The sequence below is a fragment of the Streptomyces nogalater genome, assembly GCF_039532885.1.
In the GTDB taxonomy this organism is placed as follows: domain Bacteria; phylum Actinomycetota; class Actinomycetes; order Streptomycetales; family Streptomycetaceae; genus Streptomyces; species Streptomyces nogalater.
Genome location: NZ_BAAASM010000032.1, coordinates 1 through 19,015, shown reverse-complemented (window position 1 = coordinate 19,015; position 19,015 = coordinate 1). Strand labels below are relative to the sequence as shown.

14 protein-coding genes and 1 tRNA gene are annotated in these 19,015 nt (G+C 68.5%); 4 read left to right on the top strand and 11 right to left on the bottom strand.

Features of this window, described 5'->3' with window-relative positions; all coding sequences use genetic code 11:
- Nucleotides 1-46 precede the first annotated feature (46 nt).
- From ABD350_RS21500 to ABD350_RS21490, 3 genes are read left to right on the top strand one after another with little or no spacing between them, the layout of a single operon-like run.
- Nucleotides 47-1,723: a hypothetical protein gene (locus ABD350_RS21500; protein WP_344349871.1), complete on the top strand. Its 1,677-nt coding sequence runs from the start codon at nucleotides 47-49 to the stop codon at nucleotides 1,721-1,723.
- Entirely contained in the window at nucleotides 1,720-2,253 is a 534-nt protein-coding gene (locus ABD350_RS21495) for a Pycsar system effector family protein (RefSeq protein ID WP_344349870.1), read from the top strand. The genes ABD350_RS21500 and ABD350_RS21495 overlap by 4 nt, the downstream gene beginning before the upstream one ends.
- A gap of 38 nt (nucleotides 2,254-2,291) precedes the next feature.
- A complete protein-coding gene (locus tag ABD350_RS21490) occupies nucleotides 2,292-3,491 on the top strand; it encodes a M48 family metalloprotease (RefSeq protein WP_344349869.1) in 1,200 nt (399 codons plus the stop codon).
- Nucleotides 3,492-3,557: 66 nt separating this feature from the next.
- Here ABD350_RS21490 and ABD350_RS21485 read toward each other — a convergent pair whose 3' ends face one another.
- The 11 genes from ABD350_RS21485 to ABD350_RS21435 all read right to left on the bottom strand — a co-directional run bounded on the left by ABD350_RS21485 (nucleotide 3,558) and on the right by ABD350_RS21435 (nucleotide 17,468).
- Complete coding sequence (locus ABD350_RS21485) at nucleotides 3,558-7,457, bottom strand: DNA-directed RNA polymerase subunit beta' (RefSeq protein WP_344349868.1); 3,900 nt, start codon at nucleotides 7,455-7,457, stop codon at nucleotides 3,558-3,560.
- A 99-nt stretch (nucleotides 7,458-7,556) separates the two neighbouring features.
- Entirely contained in the window at nucleotides 7,557-11,042 is a 3,486-nt protein-coding gene (rpoB, locus tag ABD350_RS21480; RefSeq protein WP_030778446.1) for a DNA-directed RNA polymerase subunit beta, read from the bottom strand.
- Between the two features lie 546 nt (nucleotides 11,043-11,588).
- A complete protein-coding gene (gene rplL, locus ABD350_RS21475; RefSeq protein ID WP_086697259.1) occupies nucleotides 11,589-11,978 on the bottom strand; it encodes a 50S ribosomal protein L7/L12 in 390 nt (129 codons plus the stop codon).
- A gap of 111 nt (nucleotides 11,979-12,089) precedes the next feature.
- Nucleotides 12,090-12,620: a 50S ribosomal protein L10 gene (gene rplJ / locus ABD350_RS21470; protein ID WP_030601305.1), complete on the bottom strand. Its 531-nt coding sequence runs from the start codon at nucleotides 12,618-12,620 to the stop codon at nucleotides 12,090-12,092.
- 441 nt (nucleotides 12,621-13,061) lie between these two features.
- The gene (locus ABD350_RS21465; protein WP_344349867.1) at nucleotides 13,062-13,991 is read right to left on the bottom strand and encodes an SCO4651 family lipoprotein; all 930 of its coding nucleotides are present in this window, start codon (nucleotides 13,989-13,991) and stop codon (nucleotides 13,062-13,064) included.
- A 181-nt stretch (nucleotides 13,992-14,172) separates the two neighbouring features.
- Nucleotides 14,173-14,898: a 50S ribosomal protein L1 gene (gene rplA / locus ABD350_RS21460; protein ID WP_344349866.1), complete on the bottom strand. Its 726-nt coding sequence runs from the start codon at nucleotides 14,896-14,898 to the stop codon at nucleotides 14,173-14,175.
- A 109-nt stretch (nucleotides 14,899-15,007) separates the two neighbouring features.
- On the bottom strand, nucleotides 15,008-15,442 hold the full coding sequence (gene rplK, locus ABD350_RS21455) for a 50S ribosomal protein L11 (protein ID WP_023547415.1): 435 nt from the start codon (nucleotides 15,440-15,442) through the stop codon (nucleotides 15,008-15,010).
- A gap of 130 nt (nucleotides 15,443-15,572) precedes the next feature.
- A complete protein-coding gene (locus tag ABD350_RS21450) occupies nucleotides 15,573-16,013 on the bottom strand; it encodes a hypothetical protein (RefSeq protein ID WP_344349864.1) in 441 nt (146 codons plus the stop codon).
- Nucleotides 16,014-16,039: 26 nt separating this feature from the next.
- Nucleotides 16,040-16,924, bottom strand: coding sequence for a transcription termination/antitermination protein NusG (nusG, locus tag ABD350_RS21445; protein WP_344349863.1), 885 nt, complete (start codon nucleotides 16,922-16,924; stop codon nucleotides 16,040-16,042).
- 80 nt (nucleotides 16,925-17,004) lie between these two features.
- Nucleotides 17,005-17,289 (bottom strand): preprotein translocase subunit SecE, encoded by a 285-nt coding sequence (gene secE, locus ABD350_RS21440; protein WP_030601348.1) that lies wholly within the window; start codon nucleotides 17,287-17,289, stop codon nucleotides 17,005-17,007.
- A gap of 106 nt (nucleotides 17,290-17,395) precedes the next feature.
- Nucleotides 17,396-17,468 (bottom strand) — tRNA-Trp (locus tag ABD350_RS21435).
- A gap of 261 nt (nucleotides 17,469-17,729) precedes the next feature.
- Between ABD350_RS21435 and ABD350_RS21430 the strand changes: the two genes are divergently transcribed.
- On the top strand, nucleotides 17,730-18,956 hold the full coding sequence (locus tag ABD350_RS21430; protein WP_344349861.1) for a pyridoxal phosphate-dependent aminotransferase: 1,227 nt from the start codon (nucleotides 17,730-17,732) through the stop codon (nucleotides 18,954-18,956).
- The last annotated feature ends 59 nt before the right edge of the window (nucleotides 18,957-19,015 follow it).

Below are 19,015 nucleotides of genomic sequence, written 5' to 3'. Positions count from 1 at the left end.
TCCGTGCGCGCGCACGTCCCGAGCACGTCCCCGAGGAGACCCGCCCATGTCCAGCTTCACCCGCCCGCCCGAGTGGCAGCAGCCGGCGGACCGGCACACCCGGCTGTCCGACCCGGTGCTCACCGTGCGGCAGCTGTCCCGCTTCGAGTTCTCGCTCAAGCACGTCGTCCGGATCGACCACGCGCTGGTGTTCACCACCCCGAAGGGCGGCTACGACGCGTACCTCCCGCCGCACCGCCCGACCCGGAGCGAGATCGTCGCCCACCGCTACACGGCCGTGTACGAGGTGGACATGGGCGTGCACCCCTTCACCGGCACCTTCACCCTGCCGAGTGACAACGACGCGTTCGAGTTCACCGCCGAGGTCGACTTCTCCTGGCAGGTGCTGGACCCCGCCGGGTTCGTGCGCAGCGGTCACCGGGACGTGCCCGGACTGCTCGTCGGCATGCTCCAGCAGACGGCCCGGCCGGTGTCCCGCCGGTTCCCGGTCGCCGACAGCGCGACGGCCGAGCGGGAGCTGCTGACCGCCCTGGCACCGCTCGGCACCCTGGGCTCGGACGTGGGCCTCCAGGTCACCTGGACCCTGCGGCTGCGTCGGGACCAGGCCGGTATCGAGCACCAGCAGCGGCTCCAGGCGATCGACCACTCCGCCGCGGAGCAGATCCGCGTGGCCCAGCGGGGGACGGAGATCGACGCCGAGCTGGACCGCCGGGCCCGGGAACAGGACCGGCTGCACATCGAGCGGGCCATGGCGTACGGACGTCAACACCAGGAACTCGCGCTCCAGCAACAGCACTGGCAGCAGGAACAGGCGATGCTGCACGGCGCGCAGCAGCATCAGCTCGCTGTACAGCAGGCCCAGCACGCCCTGGCGATGCAGCAGTACGAGGCCCAGAAGGTGGCCTTCTACCAGTGGCACCTCCAGCAGGGCGGGGTACAGGCCTGGGCGCTGCATCTCGCCGAGCACCCCGGCGACACCGGGCTGGTCATGACCGCCATGCGGGAGGACCAGCTGCGCATGATCCAGGCACAGATGGATCTGGTGAAGGAGCTGCTGGCCGGGGACAACGCGGAAAAGTTCGAGCTGGAGGGCCCCAAGCAGCTGGCCCTGCGCACGGTCACCGACATCCTCAACCAGCGGCTGCCCGGTGTGGCCCAGAACCCGCCGCTGATCCCGCCGGGTCCGGTGCCGGGGAGCGGACCGGCACCCGGCGAGATCACCGAGGGCGGTACGGAAGAACTCCCACCGGACAGCGGGGGCGACGGCGCGGAAGCGTCCGCCGAGGACCACCGGGTTGCGCCCGGTGGGCAGCAGCCCGCGCCGGAGATGCCCTACTCCCCTCCCCACGCCCCGTACACCCTGCCGTACGCGCCGCCGTCGGCCCCGTACGCGGCCACGGCACCCCAGGCACCGGCCCAGTCGCCCCACTCTCCGTACCCGACGCGGCCGGGCGGCTTCTACCCGCCACCCGTTCCGCCGGCTCCCGTGTCCCCGCCGCCCGGCTGGCAACCGCCGCCCGGCTACGGCACGGTGCCGACCGCACCCCCGCAGCGGCCGGCCGCACCTCCGGTCGTACCGCCGCCGGCCGCGCCCCCGGTCGTACCGCCGCCTCCCGGGCACCCGCCGGCCGCCGGTACACCGGAACAGCACCCGCGGTCCTCCCCCACGGACGCCGGACCGGAGGCCGAGTCCCCGGGCGGCGAGGGCGGTGTCGGCGGATGACGGTGACCAGCCCTCCGGACGGTTCCGCCGACCGGTCCCCCGACCGGTTGCGGTTGTGCGAACGGCTCCTCGCCGACCTGCGCACCGAGATAGCCCGGGCCGACAGCAAGGCCTCCGTGCTGGTCGCGGCGCTCGGCATGACCGCCGGGCTGCTCAGCGGCCTGCTGGCCGGCCGGAGCTGGGCACCGGACCGGCTCTCCGCCGCCGGGGCCGTCCTGTGGTGGGCCGGGACCGTCTGCCTGGTGCTCTCGCTGTTCTCCCTGCTGCTCGCCGTCCTGCCGCGCTACCGCCCAGGGGCCTGGACGCCGGGACAACCGCTGTCGTACTTCGGCGACATCCGGCAGGCCGCCCGCACCGGCCGGCTGGAGGCGGCACTCGACGACACCGTCCGCGACCCCACCGCCGGACTGCTCGCCTCGCTGACCGCGAACAGCGCGATCGCCGCCCGCAAGCACCAGTGGATCCGCTCCGGCCTCATCGCGTTCTGCGCCGGCACGGTCCTGGTGCCCGCATCCCTGCTGATCGGCTGACCCGTCGGCCGCCGTCCCCACCCATCGAAGGAACCAGCATGACCCACCCGCCCACCGCACCGGAGTATCCCGAGCCACCCCGCTACCCGCAGCAACCGCCGCCCGGTCCGCCCATCCAACCCCCGGCGCAGCCGACGCCGTCCCATCCGCCGTATCCGCCGTATCCGCCGTCCCCGGCCTACCCGTCGTACCCACAGCCCCCGCAGGCCGCACCCGCGCCACCGTCTTCCCCGCCCCTGCCGCCGGACGTCGGTCCGGGCGGCGGCGAGGCGCACGATGCCCGGCACCCGCACCACATCAGCACCGATCACGGCCGTATCCACCTCGCCGCCCAGCAGCGCCGCACCGACGCAACGGCCGTCGGCAGCCTGCTGCTGCACCTGCCGAACCTCCTGGGCAGCCTCTTCGTCGTCGGCCTGGTCTCGCTCCTCTTCGGCGACCTCGGCTTCCTGGTCGTCCTGGCCTGGCTCGCCAGCGGCGCACTCGTCTTCCACCGGCCCACCGAAAGCGCCCTCGCACGCCATGTGCTTCGCCTGCGCTACCCCACTCCACAAGAACGAGCCAAACTCGAACCGGTCTGGCGGGAGGTCACGGCCCGGGCCGGGGTGGACGGCCGTACCTACGAGCTGTGGGTCGAGGACAGCGACCACCTGAACGCGGTCGCGGCGGCCGGGCACATCGTGGGCGTCACCCGGTTCGCCATGGACCGGCTGCCCAACGGCGAACTCGCCGCCGTCATGGCCCACGAACTCGGCCACCATGTCGGCGGCCACGCCTGGGCCGGACTGCTCGGCTACTGGTACGCGCTGCCCGGCCGGCTCGCCTGGCGGCTGCTGCGGGGCGCGATCAGCGTGATGTACAAGGTCTCGCGCGTCTTCTCCTGCTTCGGCATCGCCTTCTTCGGGATGATGGTCATCGGCCTGGCGTTCGTCACCATCGGCTCCCTGTACGGTCTTCCGCTGCTACTCCTCGGCGTGCCCTACGCGCTCGCCGCCGTCGGCCGACGGGCCGAGCTGCGCGCCGACCAGCACGCGGCGGCCCTCGGCTTCGCGCCCATGCTGGCGGCGGTGCTGGAGAAGATGCACCAGCAGGAGCAGCAGGTCCAGGCCGCGCTCACCGTCCACAACGGCGGTGTCCCGGTCGCGCGGAGCCCGCTCGCCAAGCTGCTCACCTCGCACCCGGACTACCACACCCGGCTGCACCACCTCCAGGCCTACCTCGCCCCGCGAGGGCACTGAGCACACCCGGAGAACGCCGAAGGGCGGCCACCCCGTAACGGGATGGCCGCCCTTCATGCTGCTCGCTTACTGGTTGTACGGACCGTAGTCGTAGTCCTCCAGCGGGACGGCCTGGCCGGAGCCGGTGCCGAACGGCGAGTAGTCGATGTCGTCGTAGCCGACGGCCGAGTACATCGCGGCCTTGGCCTCCTCGGTCGGCTCGACCCGGATGTTGCGGTAGCGGGACAGACCCGTACCGGCCGGGATGAGCTTACCGATGATGACGTTCTCCTTCAGGCCGATGAGGCTGTCGGACTTGGCGTTGATCGCCGCGTCCGTCAGGACTCGGGTCGTCTCCTGGAAGGAGGCGGCCGACAGCCAGGATTCCGTCGCCAGCGAGGCCTTGGTGATACCCATCAGCTGCGGACGACCGGAGGCCGGGTGACCGCCCTCCTGGACCACACGACGGTTCTCCTGCTCGAAGCGGGAGCGCTCGACCAGCTCGCCGGGCAGCAGCTCGGCGTCGCCGGACTCGATGATCGTCACGCGGCGCAGCATCTGCCGGATGATGATCTCGATGTGCTTGTCGTGGATCGACACACCCTGCGAGTTGTAGACCTTCTGGACCTCGCCGACCAGGTGGACCTGGACGGCACGCTGGCCCAGGATGCGCAGCACGTCGTGCGGGTTGGTGGCACCCACGGTGAGCTGCTGGCCCACCTCGACGTGGTCGCCCTCGCGGACCAGGACCTTGGCACGCTTCGAGATCGGGTACGCCGTCTCGTCGCTGCCGTCGTCCGGGGTGACGACGATCTTCTTGGTCTTCTCGGTCTCCTCGATGCGGACGCGACCGGAAGCCTCGGAGATCGGGGCGACACCCTTCGGGGTACGGGCCTCGAAGAGCTCGACGACACGCGGCAGACCCTGGGTGATGTCGTCACCGGCCACACCACCGGTGTGGAAGGTACGCATCGTCAGCTGGGTACCGGGCTCACCGATGGACTGGGCGGCGATGATGCCGACCGCCTCACCGATGTCGACCAGCTTGCCGGTGGCGAGCGAACGGCCGTAGCACATCGCGCAGGTACCGACGGCGGACTCGCAGGTCAGGACCGAGCGGGTCTTGACCTCCTCGACGCCACGGGAGACCAGTTCCTCGATGAGGACGTCACCCAGGTCGGTGCCGGCCGGGGCCAGCACCTGGCCGTCGACCACGATGTCCTCGGCGAGGCAGCGCGCGTACACGGACGTCTCGACGTCGTCCGTCTTGCGCAGCACGCCGTCCGCGCCCCGCTCCGCGATCTTGAGCTTGAGGCCGCGGTCGGTGCCGCAGTCCTCCTCGCGGATGATGACGTCCTGCGAGACGTCGACCAGACGACGGGTGAGGTAACCCGAGTCGGCGGTACGCAGAGCGGTGTCCGCCAGACCCTTACGGGCACCGTGCGTGGAGATGAAGTACTCCAGCACGGACAGACCCTCACGGAACGACGCCTTGATGGGCCGCGGGATCGTCTCGTTCTTCGCGTTCGACACCAGACCACGCATACCGGCAATCTGACGCATCTGCATCATGTTGCCTCGTGCACCCGAGTTCACCATCATGAAGATCGGGTTGGTCTTCGGGAAGTTGTCGTTCATCGCCTCGGCGACCTCGTTGGTCGCCTTGGTCCAGATCGCGATGAGCTCCTGCGTGCGCTCGTCCTTGGTGATCAGACCGCGCTCGTACTGCTTCTGGACCTTCTCGTCCTGCGCCTCGTACCCCTTGACGATCTCCTTCTTCGCCTCGGGAACGACGACGTCGGAGATGGCCACGGTGACACCGGAACGGGTCGCCCAGTAGAAGCCGGCCGCCTTCAGGTTGTCGAGCGTCGCCGCCACGATGACCTTCGGGTAGCGCTCGGCGAGGTCGTTGACGATCTCGGAGAGCTGCTTCTTGCCCACCTCGTAGTCGACGAACGGGTAGTCCTCGGGCAGCAGCTCGTTGAAGAGCGCGCGGCCCAGCGTGGTGTTCAGCCGGAAGCTGTCACCCTGCTGCCACTCCGGCTCGCCTTCCTCGCGCACCGGCGGGGTCCAGCCGCGCGGCGGGATGGTGCCCACCGGGAAGCGGATGTCCACGCGCGACTGCAGCGACAGCTCGCCGGCGTCGAACGCCATGATCGCCTCGGCCACGGACGCGAACGAACGGCCCTCGCCCTTGACGTCCCGCATCTCGCCGTCGGTGGTGAGGAAGAACAGACCGAGGACCATGTCCTGGGTCGGCATCGTCACCGGACGGCCGTCGGCCGGCTTGAGGATGTTGTTCGAGGACAGCATCAGGATGCGGGCCTCGGCCTGCGCCTCCGCGGACAGCGGCAGGTGCACGGCCATCTGGTCACCGTCGAAGTCCGCGTTGAACGCGGTGCACACGAGCGGGTGGATCTGGATGGCCTTGCCCTCGACCAGCTGCGGCTCGAAGGCCTGGATGCCGAGGCGGTGCAGGGTGGGAGCACGGTTCAGCAGCACCGGGTGCTCGGCGATGACCTCTTCGAGGACGTCGTACACGACCGTGCGGCCGCGCTCCACCATGCGCTTGGCGCTCTTGATGTTCTGCGCGTGGTTCAGGTCGACCAGGCGCTTCATCACGAACGGCTTGAACAGCTCCAGCGCCATCGCCTTGGGCAGACCGCACTGGTGCAGCTTCAGCTGCGGGCCGACGACGATGACGGAACGCGCCGAGTAGTCGACACGCTTACCGAGCAGGTTCTGCCGGAAGCGACCCTGCTTACCCTTCAGCATGTCCGACAGCGACTTCAGCGGACGGTTGCCGGGGCCCGTGACCGGGCGGCCACGACGGCCGTTGTCGAAGAGCGCGTCGACGGCCTCCTGGAGCATGCGCTTCTCGTTGTTCACGATGATCTCGGGCGCGCCGAGGTCGAGAAGCCGCTTCAGGCGGTTGTTGCGGTTGATGACACGGCGGTACAGGTCGTTCAGGTCGGAGGTCGCGAAGCGGCCACCGTCCAGCTGCACCATCGGACGCAGGTCCGGCGGGATGACCGGGACGCAGTCCAGGACCATGCCCTTGGGGCTGTTGGAGGTCTGCAGGAACGCGGAGACGACCTTCAGCCGCTTCAGGGCGCGGGTCTTCTTCTGGCCCTTGCCGGTGCGGATGATCTCGCGGAGCTTCTCGGCCTCCTCCTCCAGGTCGAAGGACTCCAGGCGCTTCTGCAGCGCGGCGGCGCCCATCGAGCCGTCGAAGTAGGTGCCGAAGCGGTCGCGCAGCTCGCGGTAGAGCAGCTCGTCGCCCTCCAGGTCCTGGACCTTGAGGTTCTTGAACCGGTTCCACACCTCGTCGAGGCGGTCGATCTCGCGCTGCGCACGGTCGCGTAGCTGCTTCATCTCGCGCTCGGCACCCTCGCGCACCTTGCGGCGCACGTCGGCCTTGGCGCCCTCGGCCTCCAGCTCGGCCAGGTCGGTCTCGAGCTTCTTGGCGCGGGCCTCCAGGTCGGCGTCGCGACGGTTCTCGATCTGCTGACGCTCGACCGAGACGTGCGCCTCCAGGGAGGGCAGGTCGCGCTGACGACGCTCCTCGTCGACGTACGTGATCATGTACGCCGCGAAGTAGATGACCTTCTCGAGGTCCTTCGGCGCCAGGTCCAGCAGGTAGCCGAGGCGCGAGGGGACACCCTTGAAGTACCAGATGTGGGTGACGGGGGCGGCCAGTTCGATGTGGCCCATCCGCTCACGGCGCACCTTCGCACGCGTGACCTCGACGCCACAGCGCTCGCAGATGATGCCCTTGAAGCGGACGCGCTTGTACTTGCCGCAGTAGCACTCCCAGTCCCGGGTCGGACCGAAGATCTTCTCGCAGAAGAGTCCGTCCTTCTCGGGCTTGAGGGTGCGGTAGTTGATGGTCTCGGGCTTCTTGACCTCGCCGTGGCTCCACTGACGGATGTCGTCAGCGGTGGCCAGGCCGATCCGGAGCTCGTCGAAGAAGTTGACGTCGAGCACTATGCGTCAATCCCTCTCAGGGTCGTAAGTCTGTGGTCTGTACGGGGGCCTGGGGGTCGGCGGGGCCCCTGGTCGGTCAGGGGCCCCGCCGGACTCCCGTCAGACCTCTTCGACGCTGCTCGGCTCGCGCCGGGACAGGTCGATACCGAGCTCCTCCGCGGCGCGGAAGACGTCCTCGTCGGTGTCGCGCATCTCGATGGACATACCGTCGCTGGACAGCACCTCCACGTTCAGGCAGAGCGACTGCATCTCCTTGATGAGCACCTTGAAGGACTCGGGGATGCCGGGCTCGGGGATGTTCTCGCCCTTGACGATGGCCTCGTAGACCTTCACGCGGCCGGTGACGTCGTCGGACTTGATGGTCAGCAGCTCCTGCAGCGCGTAAGCGGCGCCGTAGGCTTCGAGTGCCCACACCTCCATCTCACCGAACCGCTGGCCACCGAACTGGGCCTTACCACCCAGCGGCTGCTGGGTGATCATCGAGTACGGGCCGGTCGAACGGGCGTGCAGCTTGTCGTCGACCAGGTGGTGCAGCTTCAGGATGTACATGTAGCCGACCGAGATCGGGTCCGGGAACGGCTCACCGCTACGGCCGTCGAACAGCCGCGCCTTGCCGGACGGGAGCACCATGCGCTCGCCGTCGCGGTTCGGGATGGTGTGCTGCAGCAGACCCGCCAGCTCGTCCTCGCGGGCACCGTCGAAGACCGGGGTGGCGACGTTGGTGCGCGGGGCGACCTTGTCGGCACCGATGGCCTGCAGGCGCTGGGCCCATTCGTCGGCCAGGCCGGAGACGTCCCAGCCACGGCTGGCGAGCCAGCCGAGGTGGATCTCCAGGACCTGTCCCGGGTTCATTCGGGACGGCACACCCAGCGGGTTGAGGATGATGTCGACCGGGGTGCCGTCCTCCAGGAACGGCATGTCCTCGATCGGCAGGATCTTGGAGATGACACCCTTGTTGCCGTGACGGCCGGCGAGCTTGTCACCGTCGGTGATCTTGCGCTTCTGCGCGACGTAGACGCGGACCAGCTGGTTCACGCCCGGCGGCAGTTCGTCGCCCTCCTCGCGGTCGAAGACGCGCACGCCGATGACCTTGCCGGTCTCACCGTGCGGCACCTTCAGCGAGGTGTCACGGACCTCACGGGCCTTCTCACCGAAGATCGCGCGCAGCAGGCGCTCCTCGGGGGTCAGCTCGGTCTCACCCTTCGGGGTGACCTTGCCGACGAGGATGTCACCGGCGATGACCTCGGCACCGATGCGGATGATGCCGCGCTCGTCGAGGTCGGCGAGGACCTCCTCGGAGACGTTCGGGATGTCCCGGGTGATCTCCTCGGGGCCGAGCTTGGTGTCACGGGCGTCGACCTCGTGCTCCTCGATGTGGATCGAGGAGAGGACGTCGTCCTGCACGAGGCGCTGCGACAGGATGATCGCGTCCTCGTAGTTGTGACCCTCCCACGGCATGAACGCCACGAGCAGGTTCTTGCCGAGGGCCATCTCGCCGTTCTGGGTGGCCGGGCCGTCGGCGAGGACCTGGCCCTCGATGACGCGGTCGCCCTCGTTGACGATGACCTTCTGGTTGACCGAGGTGCCCTGGTTGGAGCGGGCGAACTTGGCCAGGCGGTACGTGATGTACGTGCCGTCGTCGTTGGCGGTGGTGATGTAGTCCGCGGAGACCTCCTGGACCACACCGGCCTTCTCGGCCTTGACGACGTCGCCGGCGTCGACGGCGGAGCGGTACTCCATGCCGGTACCGACGAGCGGGGCCTCCGACTTAATCAGCGGGACGGCCTGACGCATCATGTTCGCGCCCATGAGGGCGCGGTTGGCGTCGTCGTGCTCAAGGAACGGGATCATGGCGGTCGCGACCGACACCATCTGGCGCGGCGAGACGTCCATGTAGTCCACGTCCTCGGGGCCGACGTAGTCGACCTCGCCGCCGCGGCGGCGGACCAGGACGCGGCTCTCCTCGAAGCGGAGGTCGCTGGTCAGCGGCGCGTTGGCCTGCGCGATGACGAAGCGGTCCTCCTCGTCGGCGGTCAGGTAGTCCACCTCGTCGGTGACCTGGCCGTCGATGACCTTCCGGTACGGGGTCTCGACGAAGCCGAACGCGTTGACCCGGCCGTAGGAGGCGAGCGAGCCGATCAGACCGATGTTCGGGCCTTCGGGCGTCTCGATCGGGCACATGCGGCCGTAGTGCGAGGGGTGCACGTCACGGACCTCGAAGCCGGCCCGCTCACGGGACAGACCACCGGGGCCGAGCGCCGACAGACGGCGCTTGTGCGTCAGCCCGGAGAGCGGGTTGTTCTGGTCCATGAACTGCGACAGCTGGCTGGTGCCGAAGAACTCCTTGATGGAGGCGACGACCGGCCGGATGTTGATCAGGGTCTGCGGCGTGATCGCCTCGACGTCCTGGGTCGTCATGCGCTCGCGCACGACGCGCTCCATACGGGCCAGACCCGTGCGGACCTGGTTCTGGATCAGCTCGCCGACGCTGCGCAGGCGGCGGTTGCCGAAGTGGTCGATGTCGTCGGTCTCGACGACGACCGTCTCGCCGTTGTCACCGGTGGTCTCGGTCTCGCCGGCGTGCAGCTTCACCAGGTACTTGATCGTCGCGATGATGTCCTCGACGGTCAGGATGCCCGCGTCCAGCGGGGTGTCCGTACCCAGCTTCTTGTTGACCTTGTAGCGGCCGACCTTGGCCAGGTCGTAGCGCTTGGGGTTGAAGTAGAGGTTCTCCAGCAGCGTCTGCGCGGCCTCGCGCGTGGGGGGCTCGCCCGGACGCAGCTTGCGGTAGATGTCGAGCAGCGCGTCGTCCTGGCCCTGGGTGTGGTCCTTCTCCAGGGTGGCGCGCATCGACTCGTAGTCGCCGAACTCCTCAAGGATCTGCTCGGTCGTCCAGCCGAGCGCCTTCAGCAGCACGGTGACCGACTGCTTGCGCTTGCGGTCGATGCGGACACCGACCATGTCGCGCTTGTCGATCTCCATCTCCAGCCAGGCACCCCGGGAGGGGATGATCTTGGCGGAGAAGATGTCCTTGTCGGATGTCTTGTCGATGCTGGAGTCGAAGTAGACACCGGGGGAACGGACCAGCTGCGACACCACGACACGCTCGGTGCCGTTGATGACGAAAGTGCCCTTGTTCGTCATGAGCGGGAAGTCGCCCATGAAGACGGTCTGGGACTTGATCTCACCGGTCTCGTTGTTGGTGAACTCGGCGGTGACGAAGAGCGGGGCGGCGTACGTGAAGTCGCGCTCCTTGCACTCGTCGATCGAGTTCTTCGGCGGCTCGAAGCGGTGGTCCCGGAACGTCAGCGACATCGACCCGGAGAAGTCCTCGATCGGGGAGATCTCCTCGAAGATCTCCTCCAGACCGGACTTGGTGGGGACGTCCTGACCGTTCTCCAGAGCCTCCTCGACCCGAGTCTGCCAGGCGGTGTTGCCGAGCAGCCAGTCAAAGCTCTCGGTCTGCAGCGCGAGCAGGTTCGGAACCTCAAGGGGCTCCTTGATCTTTGCAAAGGAGATGCGCAGCGGGGCGGTGCTGGCGCCGTTGTTCGTATTCGCGGTCGAGGCAGTGCGCGAGGCGGCCAAGAGGGGGTCCTTCCGAGGGCTCGGACTCACTACGCGCGTACCGGTCCCTCTCCTGTACACAGAGACGGAAACCCCAGGTCAGGGAGGTTCGGTCGACTGTGCTCAAGTGAGGGCAGACCCCTGGCGACGGGCAGGGGACAGCTAACAGGCAGCGCAAAGGGTCAGTGTAGCCACTTGGCACACTGATGTCCAGTGCGGGTATTCGAAGACCCTCGTTGTGCTCAACGCCTCTGTCAACGCCCTCGGCATCCTGCCCTCAACGCACGTTGATACTGCCCTCTTCGTCGTCGATCCATGCCTCGGATTCGGATCCTTGTGACGACGCGTCCTGAGAATTGCGCGCTGCGTGCGGTTCGTCAAGAGCTGCTTGCCGGAACCGGCCCTTCGGGAGACACGACGAAGATCACCTTACCCCGCACGAACACAGGTGCAAGGCAGCCCTCGCCGGGCCGGGGAACGCCGAAGGGCGACCACCCGGATGGATGATCGCCCTTCGGTGCGTTCGCGTTACAGCCCTAGCGGGCCGCTGTGGCGCTCGCTGAGGTCTTACTTGACCTCGACGGAGGCACCGGCGCCCTTGAGGGCCTCGGCGGCCTTGTCAGCGGCCTCCTTGTTGACCTTCTCCAGGACCGGCTTCGGGGTGCCGTCCACGAGGTCCTTGGCCTCCTTCAGACCCAGCGAGGTCAGCTCACGCACGACCTTGATGACCTGGATCTTCTTGTCGCCGGCACCGGTGAGGATGACGTCGAACTCGTCCTTCTCCTCCTCGGCCTCGGCGGCGGCGCCACCAGCGGCACCACCGGCGACGACGACCGGCGCGGCGGCGGCGGCGGTGACGTCGAACTTCTCCTCGAAGGCCTTCACGAACTCGGAGAGCTCGATGAGGGTCATCTCCTCGAACTGGGCAAGCAGCTCGTCCTGGGACAGCTTCGCCATGATGGCGGTCCTTCCACTCAAATCGGCAGGTGCCGGATGTACTGGATAAGGCGGGCGTACGTCGGCCCGCTGCGACCCGCGCCGGCGGCGCGGATCAGAAAGCGAGCCGAATTACTCGGCACCGCCCTGCTCGGCCTGCTTGGCGCGCAGCGCGTCCACGGTGCGGACGAGCTTCGACGGCAGCGCCTGGAAGACGGAAGCAGCCTGGGACTGCTTCGCCTTGAAGGCACCGGCCAGCTTGCTGAGCAGAACCTCGCGGGACTCGAGGTCCGCAAGCTTCTTGATCTCGTCGGCGGACAGCGCCTTGCCGTCAAGGACACCGCCCTTGATGACGAGATTGGGGTTTTCCTTGGCGAAGTCACGCAGACCCTTCGCCGACTCCACCGGGTCACCGGTGACGAAGGCGACGGCCGTCGGGCCAGCGAAGAGCTGGTCCTCCAGCGTGATCCCGGCCTCCTTGGCCGCAATCTTGGTCAGCGTGTTCTTCACCACGGCGTACTGGGCGTTCTCACCGAGCGACCGGCGCAGCGTCTTGAGCTGCGCCACGGTGAGACCGCGGTACTCGGTCAGCACGGCGGCGTTGGAGCTGCGGAACTTGTCCGTCAGCTCCGCAACCGCGGCAGCCTTGTCGGGCCTCGCCATAGAGCCTCGGCCTCCTTCCGGGTGATTCGGACCGCGCGGACCCGAAGGAGGACTGGGGAAAACGAAACGCCCCGGCGCAGGCGCACGGGGCGGACTCGACCGGTCTTACGCACGCTCGGCGCGCACTCCGGGAGTACTTCCACAGTCACCTGCGCGGGTCGCCCACTTTTCAGCGGATCCTTCGGCCACCGCGCCCTCATTCGAGCGCACGGCAACGACCAGCGGTCTTTGGCTTCCTCCAGAGAGTACGGGACCGGCTCCCCACAGAGCAAATCGGACCGTTCGCCGGTCCCGGGCCGGGTCTGTGGCTGCCCGGGAGCCGGCCGGCGTGCCGCACGGCGCTGCGTGGCCGTGGGCCGGGCTCAGGGGAGCCCGGGGGACGCCGGCCGCCTCAGAACCAAGCCCAGGCCCAGGCCCAGGCTCGCTAAGGCTCGCTCAGGCTCAGGAGGCGGTGCCCGTGCCGCCCGTGGCCATGCCGCCGGACTTCATCATGTCCGCGAAGTCCTTGGTGTCACCGGCCGGCGGGGCCTCGGCGTCGACCTTCACGCCGTAGTCCGAGTAGTACGCGGTGCTGGTCATCACGCCGTTGGCGGTGTTGCCCTTCTCGGTCTTCTTGACCAGCAGGTTCTGGTCGTCGACCCAGATGTCGATCGTCTCCGTGGTGACCCCGGCCTGGCTGAGCTGCTTCTTCAGGGCGGCCATCTGGTCGGCGTCGAGGTTGCTGGTCTTGTCGGCGAGGTCGGCGACGTCGACCTTGCCCGAGTAGTGCGTGGTCTGGACGCCGGAGACCTTCTCCTCGCCGACCTTCTTCACGTCACCGGAGGCCAGAAGCATCTTCACGGACTGGTTCGGGGTGGCGTTCTGGATCTGGTCCTTCATGTACGACCCGGACGCGCCGCCGAGCTTGGCGAGGTCGTCGTAGGAGTACTTGATCCAGTGCTTGCCGCCGCCGGCCTGCTGGGCGTACTTCTCGCTCATGTGCGCGTAGTAGGCGTCCGGCAGATACCGGGCCTCCATCGACTGGGTGCCGGCCTTCTTCATCAGCTCGGCCATCTGCCCACCGGTGTAGGTGATGGTCAGGTTGCCCTTGAGACCGTCACTCCAGGTGAGGGCGCCGTTCGCGGTCATCGACATGAGGTCGCCGAGGGACGTCGTGGAGCGCACCTTCGCCGAGTCGGCCTGGTCGGTGGTCTTCTCGACGGACCGCAGCGCGGCGATCGGGCTGAGGTGTATCGCGCCCTTGCCGGCCGCCTTGTCACCGCCCTTGTCGCCGCCCTTGTCGGAGTCGGAGGAGCCGCAGGCGGCCACTCCGGTCAGCGCGGCCACCACCGCGATGGAAAGGGTCACCCGGCGCACGGTCGTGCTCTTCATCTAGTCCCACCCCTAATGCGTGTCCTGTGCCTGCACCGTAACCCAGGCCACTGACAGTCCTGCGAAAGGCCGTTGACGGAAAGGCCGTACACACAAAGGACGGGCCCGGAACCGGAGAGGTTCCAGGGCCCGCCCTTGTGGTTTACGCGTCCCTGACGCGGCTACCGCGCTGAGCCGGGGCTCAGACGGCGGCCGGGTCCTCCTCGACGAGGAGGTTGCGGGTGCGGTTGGGGTCGACCGGGATGCCGGGGCCCATCGTGGTGGTGATGGCGGCCTTCTTGATGTAGCGACCCTTGGCGGCGGACGGCTTCAGACGGAGGATCTCCTCCAGCGCGGCGCCGTAGTTCTCCACCAGCTTGTCGTCGTCGAAGGACGCCTTGCCGATGATGAAGTGCAGGTTCGAGTGCTTGTCGACGCGGAACTCGATCTTGCCGCCCTTGATGTCGGTGACGGCCTTGACCACGTCGGGGGTGACGGTGCCGGTCTTCGGGTTCGGCATCAGACCACGCGGGCCGAGGACGCGGCCGAGGCGGCCGACCTTGCCCATGAGGTCCGGGGTGGCGACGACGGCGTCGAAGTCCAGACGGCCCTTCGCGACCTCGTCGATCAGCTCGTCGGCACCGACGATGTCGGCGCCCGCGGCACGCGCGGCCTCGGCACGGTCGCCGGTCGCGAAGACCAGGACCCGGGCGGTCTTACCGGTGCCGTGCGGAAGGTTCACGGTGCCACGGACCATCTGGTCGGCCTTGCGCGGGTCGACACCCAGACGGAAGGCGACCTCGACGGTGGCGTCGAACTTGGTCGTGGAGGTCTCCTTGGCGAGACGGACGGCTTCGAGCGGGGCGTACAGCTTCTCCCGGTCGACCTTGGCGTCCGCAGCGCGGAGAGCCTTGCTGCGCTTGCTCACAACTTGCTCCTGTGTGTTCTGAAAGGAGTCGTGGTCCCTGGGCCGAGCAGGCCCTGCCACGTGCGGCCGCGAAATGCAGGCAGCCGCATGACTGCTACGAAGGTGGGGTTCAGCCCTCGACCGTGACGCCCATGGAACGCGCGGTACCGGCGATGATCTTCGCGGCGGCGTCCAGGTCGTTCGCGTTCAGGTCGGGCATCTTGGTCTGGGCGATCTCGCGGACCTGCGCCTCGGTGATCTTGGCGACCTTGGTCTTGTGCGGCTCGCCGGAGCCCTTCTCGATGCCCGCGGCCTTGAGGATCATCTTCGCGGCCGGCGGCGTCTTGGTGACGAAGGTGAAGGAACGGTCCTCGTAGACCGTGATCTCCACCGGGATGACCCAACCGCGCTGCGACTCGGTCGCGGCGTTGTAGGCCTTGCAGAACTCCATGATGTTGACGCCGTGCTGACCCAGCGCCGGGCCGACCGGCGGAGCCGGGTTGGCGGCGCCGGCCTGGATCTGGAGCTTGATGAGCCCCGTGACCTTCTTCTTCTTGGGAGGCATGCTCTCTCCGGGTCCTTACTGAGAGGTTGATGGCCGTCTGCGACTCCGGATCCATGCCGTTGCACGATCCCGCAGATGGCATACCGCACAACGATAGCCGCTGTCCCCACGAGACAAGAAATCCCCCAGGTCAGGCGTCCCTCGTGGGTTCTCCGGGGCGCCGGTCGCGCAGCACGTGCACGGCCGCGGCGAGCAACGCGAGCAGGGTCGCCCCCACCGGCACGGCGAGCAGCGCGGCGACGACCCCGCGCCCGGTGTCGGCGGCGAGCGCCACCCGCCCCGGTTCGCCGGGCGCGACGCGCACGGACACGGTGTCGCCCTCGGTGCGGCCCCACGCGCGCGTGCCCGCCGGCAGACCGGCCGTGACCCGCTCCCCCGCGACGGAGTACGTCACCGTGCAGCCGCCGAGGAGGCAGGATCCGTCGTGGAAGGTGGCCGCGACCGGCTCGGCGCCGCGCAGTGCGATGCGCTGCCAGGCCGCCGGGACGCAGACGGCGTACGCCAGGACCAGCGGCGCCAGTACGGCGACCGCGGGCCGGACACGGCGGAAGCGCCCCGGACCGGTGTTCACCGGCGGGGCGCTTCCGGGGCGTGTGCTCAGTTCTTCTGGATCTGGTCGAAGGACAGCTCGACCGGGGTCTCGCGGCCGAAGATCTCGACCAGGCCCTTGACCTTCTTGGAGTCGGGGTTGATCTCGTTGATGGTCGCCTGGAGGGTGGCGAACGGGCCGTCGGTGACGGTGACCGAGTCGCCGACCTCGAAGTCCAGCACCTGGACCTCGACCTTGCGCTGCGGGGCGGGCTTGCCCTCGGCCTCGGCGGCCTCGCGGGCGGCCTTCTCCTCGGCCTCCGGGGCGAGCATCTTGACGATCTCGTCCAGGGTCAGCGGGTAGGGGTCGTAGGCGTTGCCGACGAAGCCGGTGACGCCCGGGGTGTTGCGGACGACGCCCCAGGACTCGTTGGTCAGGTCCATGCGGACCAGGACGTAACCCGGCAGCTTGTTCTGCTTGATGGTCTTGCGGTCGCCGTTCTTGATCTGGACGACCTCCTCCTGCGGCACCTCGGCCTGGAAGATGTAGTCCTCGACGTTCAGCGAGACGGCGCGCTGCTCCAGGTTGGTCTTCACGCGGTTCTCGTAACCGGCGTAGGTGTGGATGACGTACCACTCGCCGGGCAGGGTGCGCAGTTCCTCGCGCAGCGCCTGGACCGGGTCGACCGGGGCGACGGGCTCGGCCTCGGCGGGCTCCGCGACGGCTTCCTCGGCGGCCTCGTCGCCCTCGCCCTCGTCCTCGGATTCGTCCTCGTCCTCGGCGTCCTCGGCGTGCACGGCGGCCTCCTCGGCCGGCTCCCCCGCCTCGGCCTCGGCAGCCTCGAACTCGTCCTGGTCGTCCGCGCCCTCGACGATGTCGAGCTCGTCGTCCACCGTCTCGGCAGCCAGCCCGCGGGGCTCTGCGGCGTCGTCGTTCAGGTTCGGGTCAGACACGATGGCTGCTTCTTCCTGGATACATAGGGGTGGAACATGCGAAAAGGGGCGCCGGTACCACGGCGCCCTTCGCTTTTGGCTCAGCCGAAGACGTACTTGGCCGCGTGGTCGAGCCCATAGTCAATCACGGTCACCAGAGCGATCATGATGACGACGAAGAAGATCACCACGGTGGTGTACGACGTCAGCTGGTTGCGCGTCGGCCAGACGACCTTGCGGAGCTCCGCGATGATCTGGCGGTAGAAGGTGGCGAGGCGCTTCAGCGGGCCCTTCTTGGCGCGCTTTCCGCCCTTGCGGGCCTTCTTGGACTCGGGCACCTCGTCCTGGGCGTCAGGCGTGTCGATGGAGCCTACGGCGTCCGTCATAGTCCTCACCTGATCCCGGGTCGTGGCCGTGCCGCGCCCGGTTTCTGAGCCGCACGGCGGTGCATTGCTGTACGTACATGCGCACACATCCTGGCGGTGTGTGTAGCAGGGCCGGAGGGACTTGAACCCCCAACCGCCGGTTTTGGAGACCGGTGCTCTACCAATTGAGCTACGACCCTTTGTGTGTCCCCCAACGTACCGCATCCGACCGGGTGCCCGATGTGCACCGGCCCGACGGCGGCCGTCGAGAGGCCAACGAGGTGAGAGTGTACGTGGTCCGGGGCCCGGCGTCGAACAGAAAGTGCCCGTCGGGGCCGCGGAAAGGAAGATCGTCCTGGCCGGGGGCCGGATTCGGACCCGTGTTCACCCCTCGGCCGCCGGCTGCCCAGTCTGTGAAACCCGTGTGCCGGGGGTATTTCCGGTCTGGAACGATGGGCCGCATGAGCGCTGCAATCCCTCCCACCGAGCGCCGGGTCTCCGCCCGAGTCGGCGCGATCTCCGAGTCCGCCACCCTCGCCGTGGACGCCAAGGCCAAGGCCCTGAAGGCCGCCGGGCGTCCGGTGATCGGCTTCGGCGCCGGCGAGCCCGACTTCCCGACCCCGGACTACATCGTCGAGGCGGCCGTCGAGGCCTGCAAGAACCCCAAGTACCACCGCTACACCCCGGCCGGCGGCCTGCCCGAGCTGAAGGCCGCGATCGCCGCCAAGACGCTGCGCGACTCCGGCTGGGAGCCCGACGTCTCCCAGATCCTGGTCACCAACGGCGGCAAGCAGGCCATCTACGAGGCGTTCGCCGCGATCCTCGACCCGGGTGACGAGGTCATCGTCCCGGCGCCGTACTGGACGACGTACCCGGAGTCCATCCGCCTGGCCGGCGGTGTCCCGGTGGAGGTCGTCGCGGACGAGACCACCGGCTACCGGGTCTCGGTGGAGCAGCTGGAGGCGGCGCGCACCGAGCGGACGAAGGTCGTCCTCTTCGTCTCCCCGTCCAACCCGACCGGCGCGGTGTACTCCGAGGCCGAGACCGAGGCGATCGGCCGCTGGGCCGTCGAGCACGGCCTGTGGGTGCTCACCGACGAGATCTACGAGCACCTGGTCTACGGCGACGCCGCCGCGGTCTCCCTGCCGGCGCTCCTGCCCGAGCTGCGTGACAAGTGCGTCGTGGTCAACGGTGTGGCGAAGACGTACGCCATGACCGGCTGGCGGGTGGGCTGGGTCATCGGCCCGAAGGACGTCGTCAAGGCCGCGACGAACCTCCAGTCGCACGCCACCTCCAACGTCTCCAACGTGGCCCAGGCGGCCGCCCTGGCCGCCGTCTCGGGCGGCCTGGAGGCCGTGGCGACGATGCGCGAGGCGTTCGACCGGCGGCGCAAGACCATCGTGCGGATGCTCAACGAGATCGACGGCGTGGTCTGCCCGGAGCCCGAGGGCGCGTTCTACGCCTACCCCTCGGTCAAGGCGCTGCTCGGCAAGGAGATCCGGGGCAAGCGCCCGCAGGACACCGTCGAACTGGCCGCGCTGATCCTGGAGGAGGCCGAGGTCGCGGTCGTCCCGGGCGAGGCCTTCGGCACACCGGGCTACCTGCGGCTGTCGTACGCGCTCGGTGACGAGGACCTCGTCGAGGGCGTGAGCCGCATCCAGAAGCTGCTGGCGGAGGCGCGGGACTAGGCCGTTTCTTTCAGATCATCGGATCGTTGGTCTGGGTGTGTCGTTGACTGACGCCCAGT

Bases quoted from the DNA above. Each gene is read 5' to 3' on its own strand.
- ABD350_RS21500 (WP_344349871.1), top strand. From the start codon at position 47: ATGTCCAGCTTCACCCGCCCGCCCGAGTGGCAGCAGCCGGCGGACCGG.
- ABD350_RS21495 (WP_344349870.1), top strand. From the start codon at position 1,720: ATGACGGTGACCAGCCCTCCGGACGGTTCCGCCGACCGGTCCCCCGAC.
- ABD350_RS21490 (WP_344349869.1), top strand. From the start codon at position 2,292: ATGACCCACCCGCCCACCGCACCGGAGTATCCCGAGCCACCCCGCTAC.
- rplL (WP_086697259.1), bottom strand. From the start codon at position 11,978: ATGGCGAAGCTGTCCCAGGACGAGCTGCTTGCCCAGTTCGAGGAGATG.
- rplJ (WP_030601305.1), bottom strand. From the start codon at position 12,620: ATGGCGAGGCCCGACAAGGCTGCCGCGGTTGCGGAGCTGACGGACAAG.
- ABD350_RS21465 (WP_344349867.1), bottom strand. From the start codon at position 13,991: ATGAAGAGCACGACCGTGCGCCGGGTGACCCTTTCCATCGCGGTGGTG.
- rplK (WP_023547415.1), bottom strand. From the start codon at position 15,442: ATGCCTCCCAAGAAGAAGAAGGTCACGGGGCTCATCAAGCTCCAGATC.
- secE (WP_030601348.1), bottom strand. From the start codon at position 17,289: ATGACGGACGCCGTAGGCTCCATCGACACGCCTGACGCCCAGGACGAG.
- ABD350_RS21430 (WP_344349861.1), top strand. From the start codon at position 17,730: ATGAGCGCTGCAATCCCTCCCACCGAGCGCCGGGTCTCCGCCCGAGTC.